At 42.3% G+C, this 23,630-nt stretch carries 16 protein-coding genes and 1 tRNA gene; 7 read left to right on the forward strand and 10 right to left on the reverse strand.

Annotation, left to right across the window (positions count from 1 at the left end):
* Positions 1-11: 11 nt before the first annotated feature.
* The 6 genes from MJ761_RS07680 to MJ761_RS07705 all read right to left on the reverse strand — a co-directional run bounded on the left by MJ761_RS07680 (position 12) and on the right by MJ761_RS07705 (position 7,474).
* Positions 12-455: an META domain-containing protein gene (locus MJ761_RS07680; protein WP_093091689.1), complete on the reverse strand. Its 444-nt coding sequence runs from the start codon at positions 453-455 to the stop codon at positions 12-14.
* 89 nt (positions 456-544) lie between these two features.
* Positions 545-1,387: an RnfABCDGE type electron transport complex subunit B gene (locus tag MJ761_RS07685; protein ID WP_093091691.1), complete on the reverse strand. Its 843-nt coding sequence runs from the start codon at positions 1,385-1,387 to the stop codon at positions 545-547.
* A 138-nt stretch (positions 1,388-1,525) separates the two neighbouring features.
* Positions 1,526-2,935 (reverse strand): efflux transporter outer membrane subunit, encoded by a 1,410-nt coding sequence (locus MJ761_RS07690; protein WP_093091693.1) that lies wholly within the window; start codon positions 2,933-2,935, stop codon positions 1,526-1,528.
* Positions 2,932-4,167: an HlyD family secretion protein gene (locus tag MJ761_RS07695; RefSeq protein ID WP_093091695.1), complete on the reverse strand. Its 1,236-nt coding sequence runs from the start codon at positions 4,165-4,167 to the stop codon at positions 2,932-2,934. Before MJ761_RS07695 ends, MJ761_RS07690 begins: the two co-directional genes overlap by 4 nt.
* A gap of 14 nt (positions 4,168-4,181) precedes the next feature.
* Entirely contained in the window at positions 4,182-5,861 is a 1,680-nt protein-coding gene (locus MJ761_RS07700; RefSeq protein ID WP_093091697.1) for an MFS transporter, read from the reverse strand.
* A gap of 392 nt (positions 5,862-6,253) precedes the next feature.
* Complete coding sequence (locus MJ761_RS07705; protein ID WP_369796838.1) at positions 6,254-7,474, reverse strand: uracil-xanthine permease family protein; 1,221 nt, start codon at positions 7,472-7,474, stop codon at positions 6,254-6,256.
* A gap of 201 nt (positions 7,475-7,675) precedes the next feature.
* On the opposite strand from MJ761_RS07705, the gene MJ761_RS07710 reads away from it, so the two are divergent.
* Positions 7,676-7,751, forward strand: a tRNA-Thr gene (locus MJ761_RS07710).
* A gap of 1,311 nt (positions 7,752-9,062) precedes the next feature.
* Here the strand turns inward: MJ761_RS07710 and MJ761_RS07715 are convergent.
* On the reverse strand, positions 9,063-9,266 hold the full coding sequence (locus MJ761_RS07715) for a cold-shock protein (protein ID WP_025330479.1): 204 nt from the start codon (positions 9,264-9,266) through the stop codon (positions 9,063-9,065).
* A 226-nt stretch (positions 9,267-9,492) separates the two neighbouring features.
* On the opposite strand from MJ761_RS07715, the gene clpS reads away from it, so the two are divergent.
* Together clpS and clpA are read left to right on the forward strand one after the other, a co-directional pair.
* Positions 9,493-9,798 carry an ATP-dependent Clp protease adapter ClpS gene (gene clpS / locus MJ761_RS07720; protein ID WP_093091701.1) on the forward strand — a complete coding sequence of 102 codons (306 nt, stop codon included), beginning with the start codon at positions 9,493-9,495 and terminating at the stop codon, positions 9,796-9,798.
* A 150-nt stretch (positions 9,799-9,948) separates the two neighbouring features.
* Entirely contained in the window at positions 9,949-12,243 is a 2,295-nt protein-coding gene (gene clpA / locus MJ761_RS07725) for an ATP-dependent Clp protease ATP-binding subunit ClpA (protein ID WP_093091703.1), read from the forward strand.
* Between the two features lie 246 nt (positions 12,244-12,489).
* Here clpA and MJ761_RS07730 read toward each other — a convergent pair whose 3' ends face one another.
* The 3 genes from MJ761_RS07730 to MJ761_RS07740 all read right to left on the reverse strand — a co-directional run bounded on the left by MJ761_RS07730 (position 12,490) and on the right by MJ761_RS07740 (position 16,064).
* Positions 12,490-14,073, reverse strand: coding sequence for a phosphoethanolamine transferase (locus MJ761_RS07730; protein ID WP_176715058.1), 1,584 nt, complete (start codon positions 14,071-14,073; stop codon positions 12,490-12,492).
* A gap of 7 nt (positions 14,074-14,080) precedes the next feature.
* Entirely contained in the window at positions 14,081-15,082 is a 1,002-nt protein-coding gene (locus MJ761_RS07735) for an FAD-binding oxidoreductase (RefSeq protein ID WP_176715059.1), read from the reverse strand.
* A 190-nt stretch (positions 15,083-15,272) separates the two neighbouring features.
* The gene (locus MJ761_RS07740; protein ID WP_093091709.1) at positions 15,273-16,064 is read right to left on the reverse strand and encodes a basic amino acid ABC transporter substrate-binding protein; all 792 of its coding nucleotides are present in this window, start codon (positions 16,062-16,064) and stop codon (positions 15,273-15,275) included.
* Between the two features lie 235 nt (positions 16,065-16,299).
* Between MJ761_RS07740 and panC the strand changes: the two genes are divergently transcribed.
* The 4 genes from panC to MJ761_RS07760 all read left to right on the forward strand — a co-directional run bounded on the left by panC (position 16,300) and on the right by MJ761_RS07760 (position 23,555).
* The gene (gene panC, locus MJ761_RS07745) at positions 16,300-17,139 is read left to right on the forward strand and encodes a pantoate--beta-alanine ligase (protein WP_093091711.1); all 840 of its coding nucleotides are present in this window, start codon (positions 16,300-16,302) and stop codon (positions 17,137-17,139) included.
* A gap of 53 nt (positions 17,140-17,192) precedes the next feature.
* On the forward strand, positions 17,193-20,876 hold the full coding sequence (locus tag MJ761_RS07750; RefSeq protein WP_239392892.1) for a DNA translocase FtsK: 3,684 nt from the start codon (positions 17,193-17,195) through the stop codon (positions 20,874-20,876).
* Between the two features lie 619 nt (positions 20,877-21,495).
* Positions 21,496-21,873 (forward strand): DUF805 domain-containing protein, encoded by a 378-nt coding sequence (locus MJ761_RS07755; protein ID WP_093091713.1) that lies wholly within the window; start codon positions 21,496-21,498, stop codon positions 21,871-21,873.
* Positions 21,874-23,243: 1,370 nt separating this feature from the next.
* Positions 23,244-23,555, forward strand: coding sequence for a hypothetical protein (locus MJ761_RS07760; protein WP_093091715.1), 312 nt, complete (start codon positions 23,244-23,246; stop codon positions 23,553-23,555).
* Positions 23,556-23,630 lie beyond the last annotated feature (75 nt).

The raw sequence follows: 23,630 nt of genomic DNA on the forward strand, positions 1-23,630 counted from the left end.
GTTGAAGAGATTTATTTATTTTTGTTTTCAGTTTCTTGTACTAAACGTGCTTCAACTCGAACATAATTATTTTTATCCAGTAATTGCAGACGCATACCAATATTGTCATTAACTATGCGCCATGAGTCAACAAAACCAAGTGTGCCAGTACCGGTACGTTCATCTTCGATATTGGCACACAATTTGTTGATACCAGCAGGCCGGCTTAAGCGCAAAGTATGATTAGAATCGTGATAAGTACCACTTATTTGGTTGCAGCCAAAGTAAGCAAAGTATTGGTGGGTTTTAGGATCAAAACGAATGCGCGCAGACGCATCAGGCGTGGGTTCGCCGTTCAGGGTACGAATTTGCCAGTTGCCGGATAAATATCTGGTATTGGGCTTGTGTGCAAAAGTACAGGCATTAAGCACCAGCAGGGTGGTTACGCAAGTCAGAATCAATTTTAGCTTTTTCATTTTTTGAATTTCATTAGTTTGGGTTGTTAATTAATTTTGATTATAACTTGTAAGTTTATTATTTTTTTAATTTTATCAGGCTAAACATATTATTGCTGGGGTTCATGCTGTTGTTTATATAAACGTAACCAAGTGAGTGCATCGGCTTTCTGTTGCTCATTACCATATTGTAAATCACGCATGGCACGGCGATAGCCGGCCTGTTCCTGAGCTTTGGCAATTTGTTGTTGCTGGAATGATTCTTGATTGTCAGGAACACGTCGTTGTAACTGCTGGGTTTGAGCTTTGGCCATAGCTTTGGCAATCAGTGCAGCCGAATTGATGCTACTGGCTGACTTGGTTGAAGATGTAGCTGTTATTGCTGTTTTTTGCAGGCGGTGTGTATGCAATTGCTGTTCTTTCTGGTGCTGTAGGCGTTGCAGACGGGCTGTGCGATGTTGAAAACGTACCTTAGCCTGTGTGGCAGCGGCAAAACGTTCGTCCTGCTGTTTGTTGGCCAATTGCCGGGCACGTGGCAGCCAGTGTTCTTGTACCGGCTGCATAGTGATACAGTCTACCGGACAGGGCTCAATGCATAATTCACATCCGCTGCATTCATTGCTGATTACGGTGTGCATTTGCTTAGTCGCGCCCAGAATAGCATCAACCGGACAGGCTTTGATGCAGGCAGTGCAGCCGATACATTCTGCTTCATCAATCAATGCTATTGCTTTGGGTTGCTGCGCTTTGAACGGATCAGCAGGAGGCAGAACAGACTTGTTCAGTAATTTTGCCAGATCCATGATGACGGTGGTGCCACCCGGGGTGCACAGATTAATCGCAGCTTCCCCTCGGCTTAACGCCTGTGCATACGGCAAACATCCCTGATAACCACATTGCCTGCACTGTGTCTGAGGTAAGAGCCGGTCAATGTGTTCTGAATCAATAGACATAATAAAACTGCAAAACTGGATACGGGAAACAAAGCTATTTTAACATACTGATCAGGTAACGAATCAGCAGGTACTGCCAAGCTATTTTTTGAAGATGTTGGTGTGCAGCCTCCTGTTAAGTCTGTATTGATATATTAATCAGGGCTTATTGATATTGAGATTTTTTACTATTGTCCAGCCGCCACCTAGAGCCTGATAGAGGGAAACTTGTGAGTTTAGATAATCGGCTTTGCTTTGAATAAGCTGGCTTTCTACACTAAGCAGATTACGCTGGCTGTCTAAAACATCCAGATAGGGAGAATAGCCGCTACGGTAGCGATTGGTTGCGTGGTGCAGGGCATTGGCTAGCGCTGCACGTTCCATTTCCAGAGCCTGTTCCTGTTGCTGCAAGTGGTAGCTGCTGGAAAGTTGGTCTTCGACTTCTTTCAACGCAGTCAACACGGTTTTACGATAATTCCAAGCTGCTTCGTTCCGTTTAGCGACATTCAGGTCAAAATTGGCGTGTATTTTTCCGCCTTCGAAGATAGGTGCCAGTATACTGCCGCCTATACTCCATATATTAACTGGTTCTTTAATGGGAGCTGTAGAAAACACGCGGCCAAATGTGGCACTGATTTTGACTGATGGAAAAAACTCTGCCTGTGCTGAGGCCAGATTGGCGTCACTGGCGGCCAGTAACAATGATGACTGCACGATATCGGGGCGGTTTTTCATCAGATCGGAGGGCAGCATGGCGGGAGTGGCCGGTGCATGCAGTTGCGACAAAGATAAGCCTCGTTCGATAATACGGCTATTACTGCCTATCAACATACTGAGTGCGTGTTCCTGCTGACTGATACTGGATTGAATCACTGGAATCTGTTGCAGCGTAGCCGCATATTCAGCCTGTGCCTGATTAAGTTCAAGTTGTGAGGTATAACCGACGTTGGCCTTAGACTCGGCAATTCTGAGTTCACGCTGCCGTGCATTCAGTGTTTTTTGCAGCAGATTCAGTTTTTCATCCAGTGCACGCAGGGTAATATAAGATTTGACTGTGGTGGTAATGACGCTGATGCGGGTAGCTGCTGCTGCCATTTCGGTTGCCTGCCGGCTCAGGCGGCTGGCTTGAAATGTATTACGATTTTTACCAAATATATCCAGTTCATAGGCAGCCTGAAAAGTAGGCTGTTCAACTCTGGTAATGTTCGCTACGCCAAAAGCATTCAGGCTTTTTTGCCGGGTGGTACCACCACTGGCATTGATACTGGGTAACAATGAGGCACGCGAGGCATGTTCCAGAGCCAGAGCCTCTTGGATCCGCGCTTGTGCCAGAGCAATATCGACGTTATTGATAAGGGCTTCGTTGATAAGCTGATTTAAAACCGGATCATTCAGCTGTGTCCACCATTGTGCATCTATATTTTGTATTGTTTGAGGATAGTGTTCGTGCCATTGTGCAGGTGTCTCTACTCGTGCTGTTGCCGGGATAGCGGGAATGCGTGGAATACAGCCATTTACGCTGATGGATAGTGCTGTCAGTGCCAATAGTTTGACTAAGGGTGTTTTCATGTTCTTACTCTGGTGGTGTCAATATTCACTACCACAGACATGCCCGGGCGCAAACGCTCAAAAAGTTCATTATGGTTATCAATGCGGATACGTACGGCAATACGCTGTGGTACTTTAACGAAGTTACCTGTGGTGGTATCCGGCTTGATAGCAGAAAATTCACTACCGGCTGCTGGAGAGATTTTTTCCACTGTACCGCTGATTTTAGCGCCATTAAGTGCATCTACAGTAAACCAAGCTGGCTGGCCAACGCGAATATTGGCTGTTTGTGCTTCCTTGAAATTGGCTACAACCCATTTGCGTGGCGGTACCAGAAACATTAATTGTGTGCCCGCGTTAACAAGCTGGCCGTTTTTAACCGTGATTTCACTTAAGCGGCCATTCTCTGGTGCTCGCACAACTGTATTGGATAGATCAATCTGCGCCAGCTCCAGTTGCGCATGTGCATTATCCACGTTCGCTTTCAGACCGCTTTTGTTGACTTGAGTACTTTTCAGTTCTTCCTGAGCAATCCGATATTGTGCTTTGGCCTGTGTTACGCCGGTCTGAGCCTGTTTCAATGCAGCACGAGTCTGGTCACGCTCACGTAAAGACAACGAGCCATCGGCTACCAGTATGTTGACACGCGCCATGTCTGCCTGTGCTTTTTCCAGTTGAGCTTGGGCGTTGGCAATATCCGCTGCCCGTGCTGCTAGTGTAGCTTCTTTACTGCGGCGGTTTTGCTCATAATTGGCCAGACTGCTGTCTTGCAGGCCAATTCCGGCTTCAGCCGCAGCAACTTTTTGTTTATAGATGCGGTCATCAATCTGAATTAATGGCTGGCCGGCTTTAACGTCGTCAAAATCCTGCACATATACTTTAGTCACGTATCCAGTGACCTGCGGGCTGATGATTGTGGTTTGACCGCGTATGTAGGCATTATCGGTAGAGACTATAGCACTGCGAAATGGTGGTAATTTCCAGGCGCGTAAAATCATCAGAATACCGAGCATTAATATCAGTACCAGTATGGCAGTAACAAACCATTTGCGTTTCGGAGGTTGCCATTGGCTGGCTACTGTCTGGGCTGGCGATGGATTTTCTTTTTCTGCCGGTGCAGCATTATCTGCGGGCTGATTTGAATCAGCCTGATTATCGACTGGCTGTATGGATGCTGATGATTGTGGTTTTTCAGTCTGCTTCTGGTCTGTTTCTGAAGGTTGTTCAACGCTTTTTTGCTCTATGTTAGTCATTATTATCCTCTATGTTATTGTTTTGGTTCTTGCTGCATCGCACGTTGGCGGGCTGCTGCATAGTTTCTCAGTTCGTGCCCGATGGGGTTGGTGCCATGTATCTGATGCCACCAGCGATGTGCGCCGACAACGAGAAAACAGATTAATGAACCCATACCAACTGCGACAAATAAGTCATTGTAGGCAGCTATTTGTGCCAGCATGGTATCCTGCTGAATCAGTTTGCTGACACCATAGGCGTGATTCCATGTGCTGTCGAAGCTGAAACGCTCGCTAGCTAGCGCATTTTGCTGAATTAAATGGTTAATCTGCGGGTCTGTAAGATAGGAGCCATCGGCACTATTGATTAAATGTACGCGTGTCCGAATAGTGATAAATGCATTAAGCAGGGCTGAACCAATCAGTCCGCCAACAGTCTGAGAAAAACCGAATACTGCGGAAAAACTCATGATGTATACTGAGTCTTTTGAGATAGCTCTAATCAGTCCCTCCATCATTACAGGCCCGAAGAAAAACAAAGAGGCGAAAGCAATCATAAATTCTGGAATGTAGAAATTAATCGGCCTTGACCACTGGTTTTGTCCTACTTCCATAAAACTGGCCACGGCAATGATGGCAAACGAAATGACCAGAGGTAATTTAATATCGGTAGGTTTGAATGTGAGTACGCTGGTAATCAGACCTAGCGCTGCACCACAGGAAGTGACTGCATAAAAATGCATCATTTGGTCGTTACTCAGACCTAATACAGTCATTAAACCGGCTGCACCCATATTTTGCTCGGATAGGGCTACTCGAATCAGGGAACCGAAAATCAGGATTTGAAGCATTCCGTTGGTGTGCATCATCCATTTGATATCAAGCATTGGCCGTTTGCGATTGTATTCGATGATAACAGCGAGCATACAGCACACAACGCCAGCTACAAAAAGCCAGCCAATCCAGTCTTTGTCCCACCAGACAATTCTTCCCTGTACCGCACCGGCAGAAATAAATGCAATGCCGGCAGCCAATAAGGGAAAGCTGATGAGGTCAATTTTTTCAAATGATTTTTCTAGATAGCCGGAAGGAATAGGTAATAGCCATACTGCTGCGCATACCAGAAGAGCCATTCCTAACTGAAAACTGAATATAAGCTGAAATTGTTCGTATTGTAACAATAGGGGAGAGATGAATCTTGCTAGCGGCTGACTAAGCTGAGTTAGCCCCAGTCCGAGTATCATGCCTTTACCGCGATGAATGGTTGGCATGGCCTGCATCATGTAATACATGGCCATGCTGTTTAAGCTGCCACCTACCAGTCCGCTCATGCCCCGGGCGATTAATTCCATATGGTAGCTATGGAAAAAAAACTGTAGGCTATTGGTCAGTATCAGCCCCAGAATAATGTAACTGACATACCGCGGTAGGCCGAAATTCTGGCGGATTTTGAATAATAATACGCTGATGATGGCACTGAACATGTAATAGGATACTTGTATCCAGCCACCCTGTTCGGGTGTTAGCCCCAGATAACCTTGCATCTGCGGAATATTGGCCAGCATCATGCCATTGGTAAATCCGGCAGTTAAACCCACAAGTACACCGATGATGCCATAGCAGACACGCCGTTGCCACGGATGGTCTGGGAACGAGGGCGAACCTGCCATCATGGGGCGTTCATGCGGTTTTAACTGATAGGTGGTATGTGACATGGAATTCTTGCTGCCATATATAATTTGCTCAAGCAGCTATAATTAAAAATGCCATCCAATATTCCTGAGTAATTCAGGTGGATGGGTAACAAAAGCTCAGCATGAAGCTATTTTAAAACAAATTGTTGGTTTCTGCGAATAATGATTTAATCAATGTAATATTAATCTGATAGTAGCAATGTTTGGATTAGATTATTGTTTTATAATTGAATAATTGGTCTCAACCCATTGAGGGCAATAAACTTACTCATATTGGTACTTTGAAATATCAGAATAAGCCAATTATTTACTCATTCAAAAAATCATAATATATTCTTTAATCACAGTATACCGAAAAAAATCGCAGTGCCTAAGCAACTGCGATTTTGTAATAAATTCTAAAAGGAGACTATTCAAGTCTGAGAAGACGATTTGGATGGCAACAATAAATTCAGTACTATCGCCAGTAAGGCACATAAGCCCACACCAGCAAAAGCCATAGTACCAATTTTGACTACCATGCCGCCAACACCCACAACCAATACGGAACTTACAATAACCAGATTACGCGGTTCCATCAAGTCCACTCTGGCATCAATCAGTGTTTTCAAACCTAACGAAGCAATCGTACCAAACAGAAGCAACATAATGCCACCCATCACTGGCAGCGGGATGGAACTAAGAAATGCATTAAACTTACCAAAGAAAGCCATAAAAATCGCAAATACAGCTGCCCATGTCATGATTACTGGATTACTGTTTTTAGTAATCATTACAGCACCAGTTACTTCGCCATAGGTTGTCACTGGAGGGCCACCAATCAAACCGGCAATACACACGCCCAAACCATCACCGGCCAAGGTGCGATGCAAACCGGGATCTTTTACATAATCATGCCCAGTTACCTTGCCAATGGCCATAATCCCGCCGATATGCTCAATAGTCGGAGCAATGGCTACCGGCAGCATAAATAGCGCAGCCTGCCAGTTAACTTGTGGTGTCGCAAAATGAGGTAGGGCAAACCATGGCGCTGCCGCCATCGCACTGGTATCCACCATTCCAGTTAACAAAGCCATGATATAACCTGCGGCCACACCAATCAGAATGGGAATCAAACGCATCATTTTGCTGCCAAATACCGTTACAATCACTGTTACAGCAAATGTAAAACCGGACAAAAACAGCGAATGAGTGTAATCCACCACCTGTATATCACCTGATCTGCCCATGGCCATATTACTGGCCACCACTGCTACTGATAGTCCAATCACCATAATTACCGGCCCAATAACCACTGGTGGCAGCAAACGGTGTACCGAAGCCAGCCCGCGCCATTTAATCAATGCAGCAAACACAAAATACATAAAGCCGGCAGCAAACAGACCAAACATGGTAGAAGCCAGTCCCCATTCCTGCATGGCATAAATAATCGGGGCAATAAATGCAAACGAAGAACCCAGATAAATCGGTACCTTGCGTTTAGTACAGATTTGAAATAATAAAGTACCAATACCAGCACCCATCAATGCCAGTGCAGGATTCAGCCCCGTTAGCAGCGGTACCAGAACCATGGCACCAAATGCAACAAACAGGATTTGTGCGCCAGCAAGCGCAAGTTTAAATTGGTGTCCCAATCCGATACTCCCCATTAAATAAACAAAACTCTGCATTATAGTATATGGCGGTATAAAAAATAGTTATAGTTTGTCACTCGTAAGCCAAAGCTTGAATAATTTAATTAACCAATGAAACAGCAGGTTATTGCTCAATCCAAAAAAAAATAAAAAAAAAGCTTGCGCAATCGAATTTAATTGCGCATAATGCGCATCTCCTTAGCCGGCATAGCTCAGTTGGTAGAGCAGCTGACTTGTAATCAGAAGGTCCCGAGTTCGACTCTTGGTGCCGGCACCAATTCTAAATATAGCGTAACCAGTGGTTGCGCTATATTTTTTGGCTAATGAGCTGTGCTCAATTAAAATATATCTTTTTTACTATGGTGTAGTAGATTTAGTTGTTTCGTTTGCTGGCTGAACTAGATAAGTACAAAAATTTAATTCACAACTTATCTTAAAAATACCCAAACTGTTTTACCTTATTAATAATAAATAAAAAACGGGCAAAAACCTTGGAACTTAGCTTACTTTATTACCACACACAATTTGTATTAGAAAATATTATTATTTTATAAATTATCATGTTAAAAGCTTAATTGCGCTAATTATTTAAGGTTTTTCAATGCTGAATACCCTTAATATCAGGCTCCTACTTTGACGATGTATATCTTAATATGTATTGTATATCACAGGTATAATGCCTGATATAACATATCATCAATATTGGGCTACATATAATCATTGCCGAGGATAAAGTATTGTTGACTTACTTGGCGGTGTAATTAATCATCATTGGTAAACAACACGGATAAAACAGAAATTCAGCTGGAATAGTTAACTGAAATCAGTATGCGAGCAAATCAACTATTTGCTAATATTGATCAATTCGCTCAAGATCTTTAGCGAAAATACAACTTTTATCCAGATCTAACTGTATATGCATGTGCTTGCGCATTAGGATATATATCAGACATTCCTATGTTAATTTACTCAATGAATCCTCAGCTGGCACCGACATATTTGGAAGGGACTGATTACAATGCCATTGTTGAGAGAATCAAAAAGGAAAAAAAGAATTTGACGCATCCATAGCCAGAGATGAAGAAAAAAATTAAGTTTTTAAAAACTCTTCTCGGAGCTATACTCTTTGTCCAATTTTCTATACTGCACAGATATAGTAAATTATTGATTCCTTTGGTATAAGTAAGCGGATTAACATATGCTCTTGGTTGCACGTGAATAAATCAGCTAACTTATAGTAATCTATATCAGGTTATCCAAATCTTTTTAACTCAATTATTGATAACCTGAAAAACAGGCCGGCACTTATCTGATGGCTAAAACAAAAAAAGCTATAAATTCGAACTGTGTAAACAAAGAATGTTGGCAAAAGCCAGCTAAATGCATCTGATGCAATCAGATAGTCTTTTTAAGCATGATTGAACTGCACTACCCGAAAATTCATACGACTGGCTAAATATTTCTATTTGATGCATATGGTTTGGCTGAGTAGCAAGTTGCAGGTAATGGTGTGAATGTATTTCCTGTACCAAACAGAAAATAGCGGCATCTGCCGCTATTCTGATACTAACCGGACAACCGGCTAAGATTAAGCTGCCTGAATGTTAGCCGCTTGTTTACCTTTTGGACCTGTGGTCACGTCAAAAGATACACGTTGACCTTCTTTCAAGGTTTTGAAACCATTCATGTTAATTGCAGAGAAGTGAGCAAACAAATCTTCGCCACCTTCATCTGGAGTGATAAAACCAAAACCTTTAGCGTCGTTAAACCATTTAACAATACCAGTTGCCATGAAACTTCCTATACATAAAAAACAAAATAAAGAACAAGTTTGCGACACAGCAGGACCAAAAAAATAGTGAACGACTGTACGACAGTTTGTCTGGCAGCCTGTGTCTGACTTGTTAAGTAGTCTTTTTACATAGGTTAAGAACTAACGTCAAGCAAGCTTACTGAAAAATGATAAAATTATTACAACCGTTACTAAAAACCCACAGATAAATGTAGATTTGTGCACAATGTCAAATACGAATACACAAACTGTTAGCCAGAACCAGAAAACCATGTTAAAGCCGCCAAAACGCTATAAAGTGGTATTGTTAAATGATGATTATACGCCAATGGAATTTGTGGTGGAGGTGTTGACAGATGTATTCCATTTACCACACACGCAAGCCATTGCCATTATGCTGATGGTGCATGAGTCTGGCCGCGGGGTGTGCGGTGTGTTTCAGAAGGATATCGCCGAGACCAAATGCAATCAGGTAATGTTGCGAGCAGAGGCGGCCGGCTTTCCACTGCAATGCCTAGTTGAAGAGGCCTGAAATTGCTGATTTAAGTACAGTGTTCTGAAATTGAAATGCCATATGGGTCAGATGCAACTTGAACTTTATCATCTATGCTTCATGTTTATGCAAATGACTGAATTTTGTTATAGTCATAATTGATGACGATACTTTGCTAGGAGGTCGAATATGATTTCGGCACAGCTTGAAAAAATTTTGCAGTATGTTTATGCCGAGGCGCGTAGTCAGGCTTTTGAATTTATTGGTATCGAACATTTACTGCTCGGCCTGTTGCAGCAAAGTAACGATGTAAGTGAAGTGTTGCAGGCTGTAGGTGTAGATAATAGCTTATTGATCAAACAATTACAGCAAAATATTCGCGAAAATACTCCAGTGTTGTCGGAAAGTGAGCGGGAAAAATCAGAATTGCAGCCAACACTTGGTTTTCAGCGCGTTTTGCAACAAGCTATTGTACATGTACGGGCAGCACAGGCAAAAGGTGAGGTAACGCCAGTAGATGTACTTGTGGCTATTATGTCGGAAAAAGATAGTTTTGCGGTGTATTTTCTGGAATCACAGTCGGTAAATCGTTTGGATATATTGCGCTACCTAACTCTGGGCAATCCTAATCTTACTCATGATAAAGATACTGAACCGAGTAATGATAATGATGCAACCAAGCCAGAAGTAAAAGCTTTAGATCTCTATACGGTAAATCTGAATCTGGAAGCACTGGCTGGTCGGATTGATCCATTGATTGGCCGAAGTGAGGAAATGCAACGCCTGATTCAAACTTTGTGCCGGCGACGCAAGAATAATCCTTTGCTTGTTGGTGAGGCAGGGGTTGGTAAAACCGCTCTGGCAGAAGGGCTGGCATATTTGCTGGTACATGATAAAGTGCCTGAATCGATTAAAGGTTCCGTGGTTTTTTCGCTGGATATGGGCGCTTTGCTGGCCGGTACCAAATATCGGGGAGATTTTGAGGCACGGCTGAAAGCCGTTATCAAGGAATTAAGTGAACTGGACAAAGCTGTATTGTTTGTTGATGAAATTCATACCATTATTGGCGCTGGCAGTGTGTCTGGCGGTACGATGGATGCCTCAAATCTGCTTAAACCCGCTCTGGCTAAGGGTAGCATGCGCTGCATAGGTGCAACGACCTATCACGAGTATCGTACTATTTTTGATAAAGACCATGCCTTGAGCCGGCGCTTTCAGAAGATAGATGTGGTAGAGCCATCTGTGCCGGAAACTGTACAAATATTGCAGGGATTACGTCCGGCATTTGAGCAATTCCATCAGGTGCGATATACCCGTGCGGCATTGCAGGCTGCTGCTGAATTGTCTGCACGTTATATCAATGAGCGATTCTTACCTGACAAGGCTATTGATATTATCGATGAAGCTGCTGCGGCACAGAAAATACAGCCTAAATCCAAACAGCGTAAAGTTATCGGACGGGCAGAAATTGAGGCGATAATTGCTAAAGTGGCACGTATACCGGAAAAAACGGTGTCGCATGACGATAAGCAAGTGCTGCGTTTTCTGGCAGATAATCTGAAAGCCAAAGTGTTCGGACAAGATCAGGCTATTGAGGTGTTGGCTGCTTCGATAAAAATGGCGCGTTCCGGCCTGAAACAGGCAGATAAACCAATTGGCAGTTTTTTGTTTGCAGGCCCTACGGGTGTCGGTAAAACTGAAGTGGCTAGGCAGTTGGCACAGTTGCTGGATTTGCCACTACTGCGTTTTGATATGTCGGAATATATGGAGCGACATGCCGTTTCACGCCTGATTGGTTCGCCACCGGGCTATGTTGGTTATGAACAGGGCGGTCTTTTGACAGACGCGGTCAATAAACAGCCATATTGTGTGTTGCTGCTGGATGAAATTGAAAAAGCACACCCAGATGTGTTCAATGTGCTATTGCAGGTGATGGATTATGCCAGACTTACTGATAATAATGGTCGGAGTGCAGATTTTCGCAATGTAATTGTGATCATGACTACCAATGCAGGAGCTGCTGAACTGGCTAAACACAATCTGGGTTTTACCGGCGTGCGTGAGCAATCAGATAGTTTGGCTATGATTGAAAAAACCTTTACTCCCGAATTTCGTAATCGCCTTGATGCCATTGTGCCGTTTAAAGCACTAAATGAAGAAATAATTGCTAAAGTGGTGGATAAATTTTTGCTGGCGCTGGAGCATCAGCTACTGGCTAAACAGGTTGTGGCCGAGTTTACGCCGGCCTTACGTATTTATCTGGCCAAACATGGTTTCGATGTAGCATTGGGTGCTCGACCGATGCATCGTTTGATTCAGGAGCGGATTCGTAAGTTACTGGCAGATGAGCTACTGTTCGGGCGTTTAAGCGAAGGCGGTAGTGTGGTTATTGATTATCAGCCACAATCAGACAAAGTGGTATTGAATTTTTCAGCTTCACAATTGTCCGACTGCAAAAATCTTGAATCATTAGCTATTGAATAATTATGTTAAAAAATACAAATTAAAAATAAAAAAAAGTGTGGCTGAACACCACACTTAAACACACACATCAAGAGGAAACCAATCAAAGTGAATTCATTATAATCTCTTTGCTTTTAAGTGTTTTGATGCAAGTCAAATGAAAAGGTTTAAGCAGATAAAATCCAGTATAAAGTACATATTTCTGTTTTATTTATAAGTCAGAAACATGTACTTTATTAATGAAATCAGGCTGGATAATAAATTAATTTAACGTAAGTTAGCAGGTAAAGGATCGCTCTGGAGCTGGTTTGCTGGTTGTAGATGTTGATTGAAATCCAGAATTTGAGCATCTTGGCTGGGAGTAGGGCTGAAAAACTGTTCTCCGTAAGGTAGTTGAGGTGTCTGGATACCCAACCATTTTGCTATTCCATCCAAAAGTTCCAGTCCACTGCGTTGTGCTGTATTGCGTGATTGTCCAGTCTGGTCGCTGTTTATAACCACTAAAGGCACATGATAGTTTTGATAATAATGGTCATTGTGACGCAAAATGCTGGTAGAACGCACAATACTGTTTTTTTCATAACTGTTTTTATCATGGCTCAAGCCATGGTCGCTAAAATACATCATGCTAAACGACTGGTCGCTGGATTTTAATGCTGTGTATATCTGGTGTAACAAGCTATCTGTCTGTCGGATACTATCGATATAACAGTTACTATTATTATTTTCCACGTAAGGATGTGGTGGTTGTGGCAGGCGGTCACAAGGATTGGGATGTGAACCCATAATATGCAGCACAATAAGACGCGATTTTGAGCTGTCCAGCGGCTGAGCAAGGACTTTTTGTAAGGGCGCTATAAGCTGATAATCGAAGCTGCGCTCGCCAAAATCGTAACCAGTTGTTTTTAGAAAAGTAACATGATTTGCTTGATATGCTATGGTGGAAATTGAGGTATCGTATTGCCCCAGTGCCCCCTGATTTGACAGCCATGCGGTATCCATGCCGGCTTTTTTGGCCAGCGTAATGACATTGTTTTGAATACTGAATGGTTTGCCGTGGCTTAATGTCAGACCATGTAATAGCGAAATAGGGGTATTCGGACCCGCAGACAACATTTTGTCCATAATAATATTGGCATGTTTGTCCAGAAATGGTGTATTTGCATATTTAAATCCGTACAAGTGCATGTAGTCTGCGCGTACACTTTCGCCAATAATCAATACATAGTTACGGTAATTCTGATGGCTACTGCTGATATGCCAGTTATCCGGTTTAGCCAGATCTGCTTTTATTTTGGCTAGTTCGGCGAAGTAAGCTTGTGGTTGCAGATAAGCATCGGCCAGAAATTCTATTGGCTGTACGCGCAAGGGAAAACCGCCGGTAGTATAGCCCTTGCGTGCAGTCTGTGCTGTCATGACCACAAGAATAAGAACTATTAAAAGACCCCAGTATCTACCCCAGCATGGTGCAGCTATATTACGGCTTAAGCGTACAATAAGCAGCGGTACGGATGCCAGTACCAAGGTAGCGATATAGGTACGCCATGAAATAGCACCGATATATTCACTGGCTTCACTGGCGGTAGTACTTAATAGTGAGGCAACAATACCAAAACTTGGCCGTCCATACAGGGCAGCAGTGGGATGATACAGCAAAATAGTGATGGCACTGAACCACATCAGGCCACGCCACAGGCGTGGGTAGAAACGCTGTAACAGCAGAGTAAGCAGCCAGGTTTCAATAATCCGGTTTGGATTGGGCGGATAGGCCAGTGCATAAATCAATACGATGCTGTAAATGAGCAAGAGCACTACAAGCAGCAGATAATGTTTCCGTAATGTCATTTTCATAGATGACTCAGGGTGCGGGAGTGAATTTATCGGCAAAAAAAGCTTCTTCTGCCAGACAGGCATGGCTGGTAAATAAATTTTTGGACTGAACAATCATTTGCGGATGCCCGCATGCATAGACTGTATAGTGGCTCATGTCAGGATGCCTGACTAATGCGATATCCTGTACATATCCCTGAGCACCCTGCCATGTATCAGATGCTCGCGATAATACCGCTGTCCATTGTGCCTGTGCCAAGCCGGCACAGAGTTCGTTTAGTAAAGCGCTATCATATAAATTTTCTTCAGCAGCCACACCCCAGTAAACAAACACCGGTTGCTGATATTGTTGTTGCGCCAGTGCGACTAGCATTGCTTCAATTGGCGCTATGCCGGTACCAGAGGCGAGCATAATCAGCGGTTTATGCTGTTCTTGTAAGTGGAAGCAGCCTAATGGACCATGGATACGGATGATGTCTTTGGGCTTAAGCCGGCCGTCAAACAACTGTTCAGAAAAGACACCAGCAGCACGACGGCGGACATGAATAATCAATTGCCGAGTATCATCGTTAAAACGGGCAATGGAATAGCTGCGGCGAAGATTATCAGGCAGAACAATATCAATATATTGTCCGGCAGTAAAATTGAAATGCTTATTTGGTGGCAGTTTCAGGGTGACAATAGCAACATTGGCGCAATAACGAATATCATCTATCCGTACAGTCAGCGTTTGCGCCGGCAGGTTATTACTACCATGATAATCGGACAGATAAAGGGTGATGTCACTTTCTGCACTCTGGCAGCAGAGTAAAATATCTTGCTGATGGTTGTATTTACTATTTAAAGCTGCCTGATTATTAATCTCGCTGGTCAGGCCATTGATTAGCCGAGCCTTGCAGGCTCCGCAGCAGCCGCTTTTACAGGCATGTGGAAGCATCATGCCGTGATCAATCGCTGCATTAAGCAGCGACTGCCCCTTTTCTGCACAATAGGTTTCACCAGCTGGTAAAACAGTGATCTGATAACTCATAATCTTTTTAGAGTATTTTAACAAAGTCGCTATTTTAGAGTGCAGTAATATAAAAGCCAAATCAAATGCCAACCGCCCTACAGGTCTGCGTGCGAATTGAAAAACGATATTCACTAGGTAGGGCAGCATAAAAGCCCGTTACATTCGATAACGGGCTTAAATTGATGCTAGCTAAATATACAGATAAGTTTTAATTCGAGAAATATTTGGCGTAGATTTTATCGTATTCGCCACTGGCGCGAATTTGTTTAAGGGCTTCATTCAGTTTTTCCACCGTGGCTGTATCACCTTTGCGTACAACAAAGCCATAATGGTCTATCCCAAATTCAGGCACTTTATTGATGGTAAATTTATCCGCACCATTTGCTTTAACATAATTACTGATTACCGCGCCATCAGATACCATTGCTTCAACTCCACCATTTTCCAGTTCTTTAATGGCTAAAGGTACGCTGTCAAAACGGGCAATTTTGGTACTTTGGGCACCGAGTACTTTCTGAACTGCCAGATCACCAGTCTGGCCTGTTGCCACTGCCACACGATGCATACTGTTTAATTCAGTCAGCGAATGGAATGTTTTGGCTTTCGGTGTCAGTACCATCATAGAAATATCAAAATATGGATCGCTGAAAGTCATACTTTGTTTGCGTTCATCAGTAATGGTCACACCGGAGGCCACAATATCCAAATCGCCATTATTCAGACTGGCGAACAGGCCATCCCAGGGTTGGTCTTTAAACTGTACCTTAAAATTTCCGGCTTTAGCCATTGCATTTATCAGGTCAACATCAAAACCTGTTAATGCACCATTCGCCGTACGTGATTCAAAAGGTGCAAATTCGGCATTTGTGCCGACAATATAAATTTTGTCGGCACCGGATTGTGCTGGTGTTGAAGTTGAATTGTTATCATTGCCACCACAGGCGGTTAAAAACAACGTCGAACCAATAGCCGCAGCGGCCAGCCAGTGTTTGATTTTCATGATGAGTCCTTAAATTCCACTTGATTTATAAGCTGAAAGTTACTAACCATACAACAGTTTGTACCGTACAATATGCATTTTTACTGCCATGTTCGATTTGATAGTAACATATTTAGCTGATGAAACAAGCTTTATACATTGCACTGTAAGGCTGGTTTGCAGTGCTATAATCCTGCTTTTGCGAATACATGGACAGTAAGCAAGTCATGTATCAGCCAGTCTTACAGGATAGATAATGCATTTAATACATACCATTACAGAACTACGTTCGTGGCGACAGCAAGTTAAACGTGTGGCTTTAGTGCCTACAATGGGTAACTTGCATGAAGGCCATTTATCACTGGTGCGTACGGCCAAAGCTCATGCCGATGCAGTAGTGGTAAGTATATTTGTAAATCGGATACAATTTGGTGCTGGTGAAGATTTTGACCAGTACCCACGTACACTGGAGCAGGATGTGAAAAAGCTGACAGCCGAGGGTGTCGATGTGGTATTTGCGCCAGCTGAGAGTGAATTATATCCAAATGGAATGCAGTGTTATTTTGTAGAACCACCAGCAATCCAGAATGAATTGTGTGGTCGCAGTCGTCCCGGCCATTTTCGTGGTGTGGCTACAGTGGTAACCAAATTGTTCAATATTGTTCAGCCTGATGTGGCTTGCTTCGGTAAAAAAGACTACCAGCAGCTTGCCGTAATCAAAGGCATGGTACAGGATTTGAACATGAATATAGAAATTATTCCGGTAGAAATTGAGCGAGCTGAAACCGGCTTGGCATTGTCTAGCCGTAATAGTTATCTTACAGAAGATGAGCGCGCACAGGCGGCACAGTTATCTGCCTGTTTGCGAAATATGGCAAAAGCAATTGAAGAAGGAAATAGAGATTTTGCCGCTCTGGAAAACGATGCAGTTACGTATTTGCAGCAGCATGGCTGGCAAGTAGATTATATTGAAGCCCGGCAAGCACAGACGCTGACAAAAGCACAGATTTCTGATAATCATCTGGTGATTGTTGCAGCCGCTGTACTGGGTAGCACTCGTTTAATTGATAATATTGAAGTGTGTTTGTCCCATTGATAATAAAAATTGTCTGTTAATCAGATATTTACCAAAAGGGAGATTGAATACGTATGTGGTGGATTGTACTAATACTGTTAATTATTGCTATAGGCGCATTATTTTGGTGGCGTAACATTCAGGAACGTAAGTGGCAGCTGGAAATAACTTATCTGTCCCGATATGAAAATCGGCTTCAGCCTGGTCAGATCACTGCACCGCAGGCGAAGAAAGTATCACTGGTAAAGCGCATTGTGTCCAATCTGATGTCACGGCGTGGGCAGTTGTATCATCAGTCAGCACCAGCATCACTACAGAAACAGCAATCACCAGCTACAGAACCAGTACAGACTGAGCCTATATCAGAACCTCCTCCTGTACCTGTATTCACGTATGCTAATGAGCAGCCACAGCACAAATCGCAGCCAGCAGAAATCAACCAGCCACAGTCACCACCACAACAGCCAGTTCCGAAGCAGATTACTGTAACCGAAGCCAGTCCTAAACCAGCCAAAAATAAAGCAGCAAGTGAACTAACCGAAGCTTTTGCAAACAACGCAAGCACCAGTTATCAATTGCAGGTATTGGAAAGCAGACAGCGGCTTGCGGAAAATTCATTAACAGTGATGCCAATACAGGCTGTAGACAGTAATGATACTCAGCTGGAGACTGAGCAAAAAACAGAACACTATTCAAGTCTAGATGGCTCAGTTGATGCTGACGACGAAGCTTTACCAGAGGAAAACATACTGATTACCAGTGAAGAAACGGTTAATCAGGAAGTAGCGCTTACTCCGAATAAGGATCTGGAAGTCATTACGCTGGCCGAAGCTACCCGCAAAGTGGCCACACACCCTCTGGCTGATGCAGTAGCTGAATCTGCTCCTGTACTTGAGGTAATACAAGTTAACTGGCAGCACAAACCAGTGAGTCGTCAGAATCAGCAAAGCCATCGTTACGCAAAAGAGATAACAGCTGATGACCCGATAATAAATAAGGTTCGTTCACGCACTAAAGCCGAACAGGCTGCTTTACTCAGAGCTCGGGCATTGAAAAACTTTGATCTGAATGATTTGCAGCAGGCTACGCAACGTAAGCTAGGTAATTCGGTAGGCGCTCCGTCGCATCTGGCTTATCCGGCTTCTCCCTTATCAAATAGTGATTACCATGAGCAGCATAGCCACAGACATCAACATGATAGTGTGCAAATTATTGACGAAGAAGATATCCGTTTAAATCTGCTGCGCCAACGACTGGCTCGCCAACGTCATCAGGACGCTCCAGCTCACATTAATTCAGGCTACAGTGTACCGGTAATAGCAGAGGATGAAATCTATGCCAATCTGGCTAAAACCGATTCTCCTGTTAATAAACAGAGATTCCAGCGCCCAGTAGTGCGTGAAAGTGTTATTCCGGCGGCAGCGCGCATCAGTAAACGTCATGCTGTCAAAATGATGGCACCAGTGGCAGATATGTCAGTTGAGACAGGTTACGCAGGTGTTGCTGGTAGAGAACGCGCACCACTGTCAACGCGTTTTACGCCATTTCAGCCGATGCCGGCAGCGATTACGGCCACCCCATTTGTGACTGTCCCGCCAGCAGATGATTTTAGCAATGCAGATGCGGCTTATGATGATCCTATCGGGTTCGATGCAGTACCAATGGATGGTTCCATTACTGAAACTATGCGTTCTGAGAGAAGCCAGATTCCTTACACGCCAGAGATACAGCCAGTGGCGCAGACGGTATCAGTAAATTCTAGTACAACAAATTCATATTATGATGATACAGCTCATTCCATGCTTGGTAATGGTGGAGCAGTTTCAACTATACAGGACGGAAACGCTGGCGATGTTGCTATAGCGACAGCGCCAGTATTGGCTACTGAAGATCCTTATTTTGCAGATACTGATGAAGAGGCAAACTTATCCGCTTATTTTCCAGAAACGGACAAGTCTGAGGAAAAAGAAACAGATATTGACGTATCCAAATATTGGCCACAAGGAGAAATACAATCAGCTAACCATTCTGATACGTTACCTGAAGCTGATGAATTGGTGACTAAAGAATTTTCCGCTACCCAAACTGAATCTGTACCGTCGGTTAAAAGCGTGAGTGAAGTTATTCATTTAAACCCACCACAGCCACCTGCTGAGCAGAAAAAAAATTCCAGTGTACAGGTACAGCAAACAGCAATAGGTATGGCATTACAAAAAGCACTGCATAAGACTGAGGGAGCGAAATCTGTGCCCAGACCGCAGATAAAACCCCAGTTACCCAGCATGGACTTATTATTGCCGCCTCATTACGACCCCGCGGCACAACAAAGTGAAGAAGCCTTACTCGAAAATGGCATCACTATTGAAGAAAAACTGGCAGAATTTAAGGTTAAAGTACGTGTAATCGATGCCTTTGCCGGGCCAGTAATCACCCGTTATGAAATTGAACCGGCACAAGGGGTGCGTGGTAATCAGGTTGTTAATCTCGAAAAGGATCTGGCGCGCAGTCTGGGCTTTGCATCTATTCGGGTTGTAGAAACCATTCCGGGCAAAACCTGTATGGGATTGGAACTGCCTAACCCCAAACGGCAGATTATCCGTTTGAGTGAAATTTTCTCAGCACCGGTATTTCAGCAGTCTCGCTCCAAATTAACATTGGCACTGGGACAGGGAATTACTGGACAGCCAGTTGTAACAGATCTGGCCAAAGCCCCGCATTTACTGGTTGCAGGTACAACTGGTTCAGGTAAATCAGTAGGCGTCAATGCCATGATACTGTCGATGCTGTTTAAAGCAAGGCCTGATGAGGTACGTCTGATTATGATTGACCCGAAAATGCTTGAGCTAAGCATTTATGAGGGCATCCCACATTTACTTGCTCCAGTGGTCACTGATATGAAGCTGGCTGCCAATGCGCTAACTTGGTGTGTAAATGAAATGGAGAAACGCTATAGATTGATGAGCCATGCTGGTGTGCGTAATCTGGCTGGTTTCAATCAGAAGATTGAAGAATTAGCTGTACAAAATAAAAAGCTGTTTAATCCGTTCTCACTAAATCCAAGTGATCCGGAGCCTTTGGAAAAATTGCCCTATATCGTAGTGGTGGTGGATGAGTTTGCTGATCTGATGATGACGGCCGGAAAAAAGATTGAAGAGTTAATTGCACGGTTGGCACAGAAAGCTCGCGCTGCCGGTATTCATCTGATACTTGCGACTCAGCGACCCAGTGTAGATGTTATAACGGGTTTGATTAAAGCTAATATTCCGACACGCATTGCTTTTCAGGTATCCAGCAAAATTGACAGCCGTACTATTCTTGACCAGATGGGTGCAGAAAATCTGCTTGGGCAAGGCGATATGCTGTTTTTACCGCCAGGTACCGCCTATCCTGAGCGTGTACATGGTGCATTTGTGGCCGATGAAGAGGTGCATCGTGTGGTGCATTATCTGAAACAGTTTGGTGAACCAAAGTACATAGATGATATTTTAACAGCTGGTGTCAGTGACGATGATTTGGCAGGTAATGCTTCTACACGCAGCACTGAAGATGAAGTGGATCCTTTATACGATGAGGCGGTGGCACTGGTGGTAAAGACCCGTAAAGCAAGTATTTCTTCAGTACAGCGTCAGTTACGCATTGGTTATAACCGGGCTGCAAGATTGGTTGAACAGATGGAAGTGGAAGGCATTGTTTCTGCTGCTGAGGGTAATGGTAATCGCACTGTGCTCGCACCCAAGACTAACCATTTGGATGATTAGCTGTACCTACCCGACGCAATCAGTATCCATATATTTGAATAGGATATAAATTCGCACTTTACACAACGCATACTCTTCTGTATGCGTTTTTATTTTTATTACAATGCTTTGTTGTGAAGTAATGACTTTAAAGGATAGTTATTATCGTAATTATCACTAATAACAATATATAGTCTCTATTGATATTAATGTGATGGTTATGGTTAGCAAATTGTTTTTATTTGTATGAATAAAATAAATTTGTCGTGATTGTGTTGTTTTAATAATCGGTTTTTTTGAAAATTAGCTACATTCAGACAGATTGTCTTAGATAAATAATTGCCGTTTATTTGTATATATCATTTTTTTTATTACTCTTTTAAAATATACAAAATAATATATGCAAAGTATTGCGGATAATCTATTAATACATGTGTTTGTTTTAAAATTAAGGATAAAAAAATCAAAATTTATTCTTAGGTTTTATAAGAAAAATAAAATTTGTAAGCAATTGTTTTAAAAATTAAATCGTTTGTGTCTGATCATAAGAGGCTTTAAGATTGATTGGCTATATCTGAAATATAAATTTGAATCTTTCAATCTGTAAATATAAATATGTTAATTATCAGGAGATGAGTTTATGATTGAATCTTACAGACGATTCTGGCATAACATTCTAAATTTTTCTGGCACGTCAAATCGAGCTGATTACTGGTGGCCTATGATAATAAATTATGTTCTTGGTATTGTTCTGACATATGCCGTTCAAAAAATGCTGGGACATCCGATTAATGAGATCTATACATGGGGTGACGGGACAGTTAATTTTGCTGTACTGGCAATTGGTTTTGTGGTTTGGATTGCTAGCTTGTCATTACTGTTCAGACGCCTGCATGATACGAATCGCTCGGCATGGTGGATTCTGATTTCTTTAATACCATTAATCGGACAAATATGGCTTGTTATCCTGACGCTACTACCGAGTAAACCGAATCGTTTTCATCAGGGATTTTTTTAACTGGTTTGCACACGGCAATGAGTAGTTAAACTTCTAATTGCTGTGTTGTATTTTCTGTTTATAACCAGTCTGCTTCTGCGGCCATATTTTGCTTAGTGGAAACGTACTGATGAGCAGAAAAGTGTAAAAACGTTGTTTATAGCCTCGACATTGGTACATTACCATAATTGCAATATCGAGCTAGCTCAAATAATTGACTGGTAAAATAGCTTGCCATGAATGGATGAGATTCGCTTATGTATCTTTTCTTAATGATATTTATTTTATCTACGAATTACGTTGTGTGAATATAAAGGTTTAAATATATTAAAGTATTCACGCTAACGGGTTAAATGTGTAAGGAGAGGGGGTAAGAATTGCCATAAAATCATGCCAAATTTAAAATAAATTATTCTTGATTATGGTGTTTCTATTTGAGATATATTTATTCGCTAATCATTGCTGATAGATAGACTTACGATCGGAATTTTCTATTACAGAATAATTGTGGGTAGGGTTATACCAAAATACTGCCGTTTATCCAGAAACCAAAATTCAACTTTGTATAATCCATATAGTATGCAACAATTTAAGATATATATATATATATTAGTTGGAAAAATTACAAAGCAAAACTTTGATTTGCAGGCAATTAATCTAGCAGCGTTATAAGGAAAAGCCTTATTGGCCTTAACTCACTTTGAACCGTGTCTGGATTGAAAGTACGTCATATTAGCCAATTCTGGCGCATCAATTGGGACAATCTGAGCATATTGTTTTTTTATCCATAGGATATTTGCAAAGCTATTTATACAACCAATGCAGTAGAGTTATTAAAAAGTGTGATACGCTATACACTTAAGAAACGTAAGGTATTACCAATTGGTGGTTCAATTAAAAATTGAGATAGAGCAAGCTGCTAAAAAATGGACGGTGCCCATTCAGGATGGGAAGAGTGCAATGAGTGGATTATAGAAGTGGGTGATAGAATTAACAGTCACTTTTAACGAGCAAATACAAAAAATATGGGATGAGATTAAATATCCATATATTTTTTTATCACTACATTCTATAAAGCTTATTCAATTTATTAACTATTAATTGCCAATCAAACCAGTCATTTTGCTTTTAATGGCTAATTTATGTTATATTATTGGAGGGGATTTAGCAAAATTTTTATGACAGAGTTTATTGTAGGTTGAGTCGAATTTTTTGATGTAAACACCTAAAAATCACAACAAATCAAAAGCTGATATGAGTGTGTTATAAAGAGAAAATGGATTGTTTATTTTCAGTATTTCTTGGGACGGTGCGATAAGTCACGACACATTATGGGATGATTCGGGTTATTTCGATAAATGTTATGCTGAAGTAGCAAAGGAGGTTTAATTTTGGATTTTAAGCTAATAGCATTAAATAGCTTACTGATGTTCAGTATTTCTGTGGCATCTGCTCAGGATCGTCCGCTGCTGAAAAATAATCTTGAAAATTTCACTCTTAGTTATTGTCTGGCACAAAATGATTTTGGTGAAATTCTACAGCGGGAAGCTAAAGCTGCTGTAGGAGCTTATGTTGAACGTGGTCGCTATCCCGCTGAAGCCTATGAAGAAGCTGTGCAGGTTGTACACGATTATCTGAAGCGTTCTTATAAAAGTTATCTTGAAGATGTGGAATGGCAACACCTATTCAAACAACAAAATTAAGGGGTAGCCGTTTGTTAAATTCTACCGGAGGCAAATAGCCCAACGACGAATGTAACCGTTTATGATTGTACCAAT

Origin of the sequence: Snodgrassella communis (genome assembly GCF_914768045.1) — a bacterium.
GTDB classification, from domain to species: domain Bacteria; phylum Pseudomonadota; class Gammaproteobacteria; order Burkholderiales; family Neisseriaceae; genus Snodgrassella; species Snodgrassella communis.

Excerpts from the sequence above, each read along its gene's own strand:
- MJ761_RS07680 (WP_093091689.1), bottom strand. The coding sequence starts at position 455 with ATGAAAAAGCTAAAATTGATTCTGACTTGCGTAACCACCCTGCTGGTG.
- MJ761_RS07685 (WP_093091691.1), bottom strand. The coding sequence starts at position 1,387 with ATGTCTATTGATTCAGAACACATTGACCGGCTCTTACCTCAGACACAG.
- MJ761_RS07690 (WP_093091693.1), bottom strand. The coding sequence starts at position 2,935 with ATGAAAACACCCTTAGTCAAACTATTGGCACTGACAGCACTATCCATC.
- MJ761_RS07695 (WP_093091695.1), bottom strand. The coding sequence starts at position 4,167 with ATGACTAACATAGAGCAAAAAAGCGTTGAACAACCTTCAGAAACAGAC.
- MJ761_RS07700 (WP_093091697.1), bottom strand. The coding sequence starts at position 5,861 with ATGTCACATACCACCTATCAGTTAAAACCGCATGAACGCCCCATGATG.
- MJ761_RS07715 (WP_025330479.1), bottom strand. The coding sequence starts at position 9,266 with ATGGCAACTGGTATTGTTAAATGGTTTAACGACGCTAAAGGTTTTGGT.
- clpS (WP_093091701.1), top strand. The coding sequence starts at position 9,493 with ATGTCAAATACGAATACACAAACTGTTAGCCAGAACCAGAAAACCATG.
- clpA (WP_093091703.1), top strand. The coding sequence starts at position 9,949 with ATGATTTCGGCACAGCTTGAAAAAATTTTGCAGTATGTTTATGCCGAG.
- MJ761_RS07730 (WP_176715058.1), bottom strand. The coding sequence starts at position 14,073 with ATGAAAATGACATTACGGAAACATTATCTGCTGCTTGTAGTGCTCTTG.
- MJ761_RS07735 (WP_176715059.1), bottom strand. The coding sequence starts at position 15,082 with ATGAGTTATCAGATCACTGTTTTACCAGCTGGTGAAACCTATTGTGCA.
- MJ761_RS07740 (WP_093091709.1), bottom strand. The coding sequence starts at position 16,064 with ATGAAAATCAAACACTGGCTGGCCGCTGCGGCTATTGGTTCGACGTTG.
- panC (WP_093091711.1), top strand. The coding sequence starts at position 16,300 with ATGCATTTAATACATACCATTACAGAACTACGTTCGTGGCGACAGCAA.
- MJ761_RS07750 (WP_239392892.1), top strand. The coding sequence starts at position 17,193 with ATGTGGTGGATTGTACTAATACTGTTAATTATTGCTATAGGCGCATTA.
- MJ761_RS07755 (WP_093091713.1), top strand. The coding sequence starts at position 21,496 with ATGATTGAATCTTACAGACGATTCTGGCATAACATTCTAAATTTTTCT.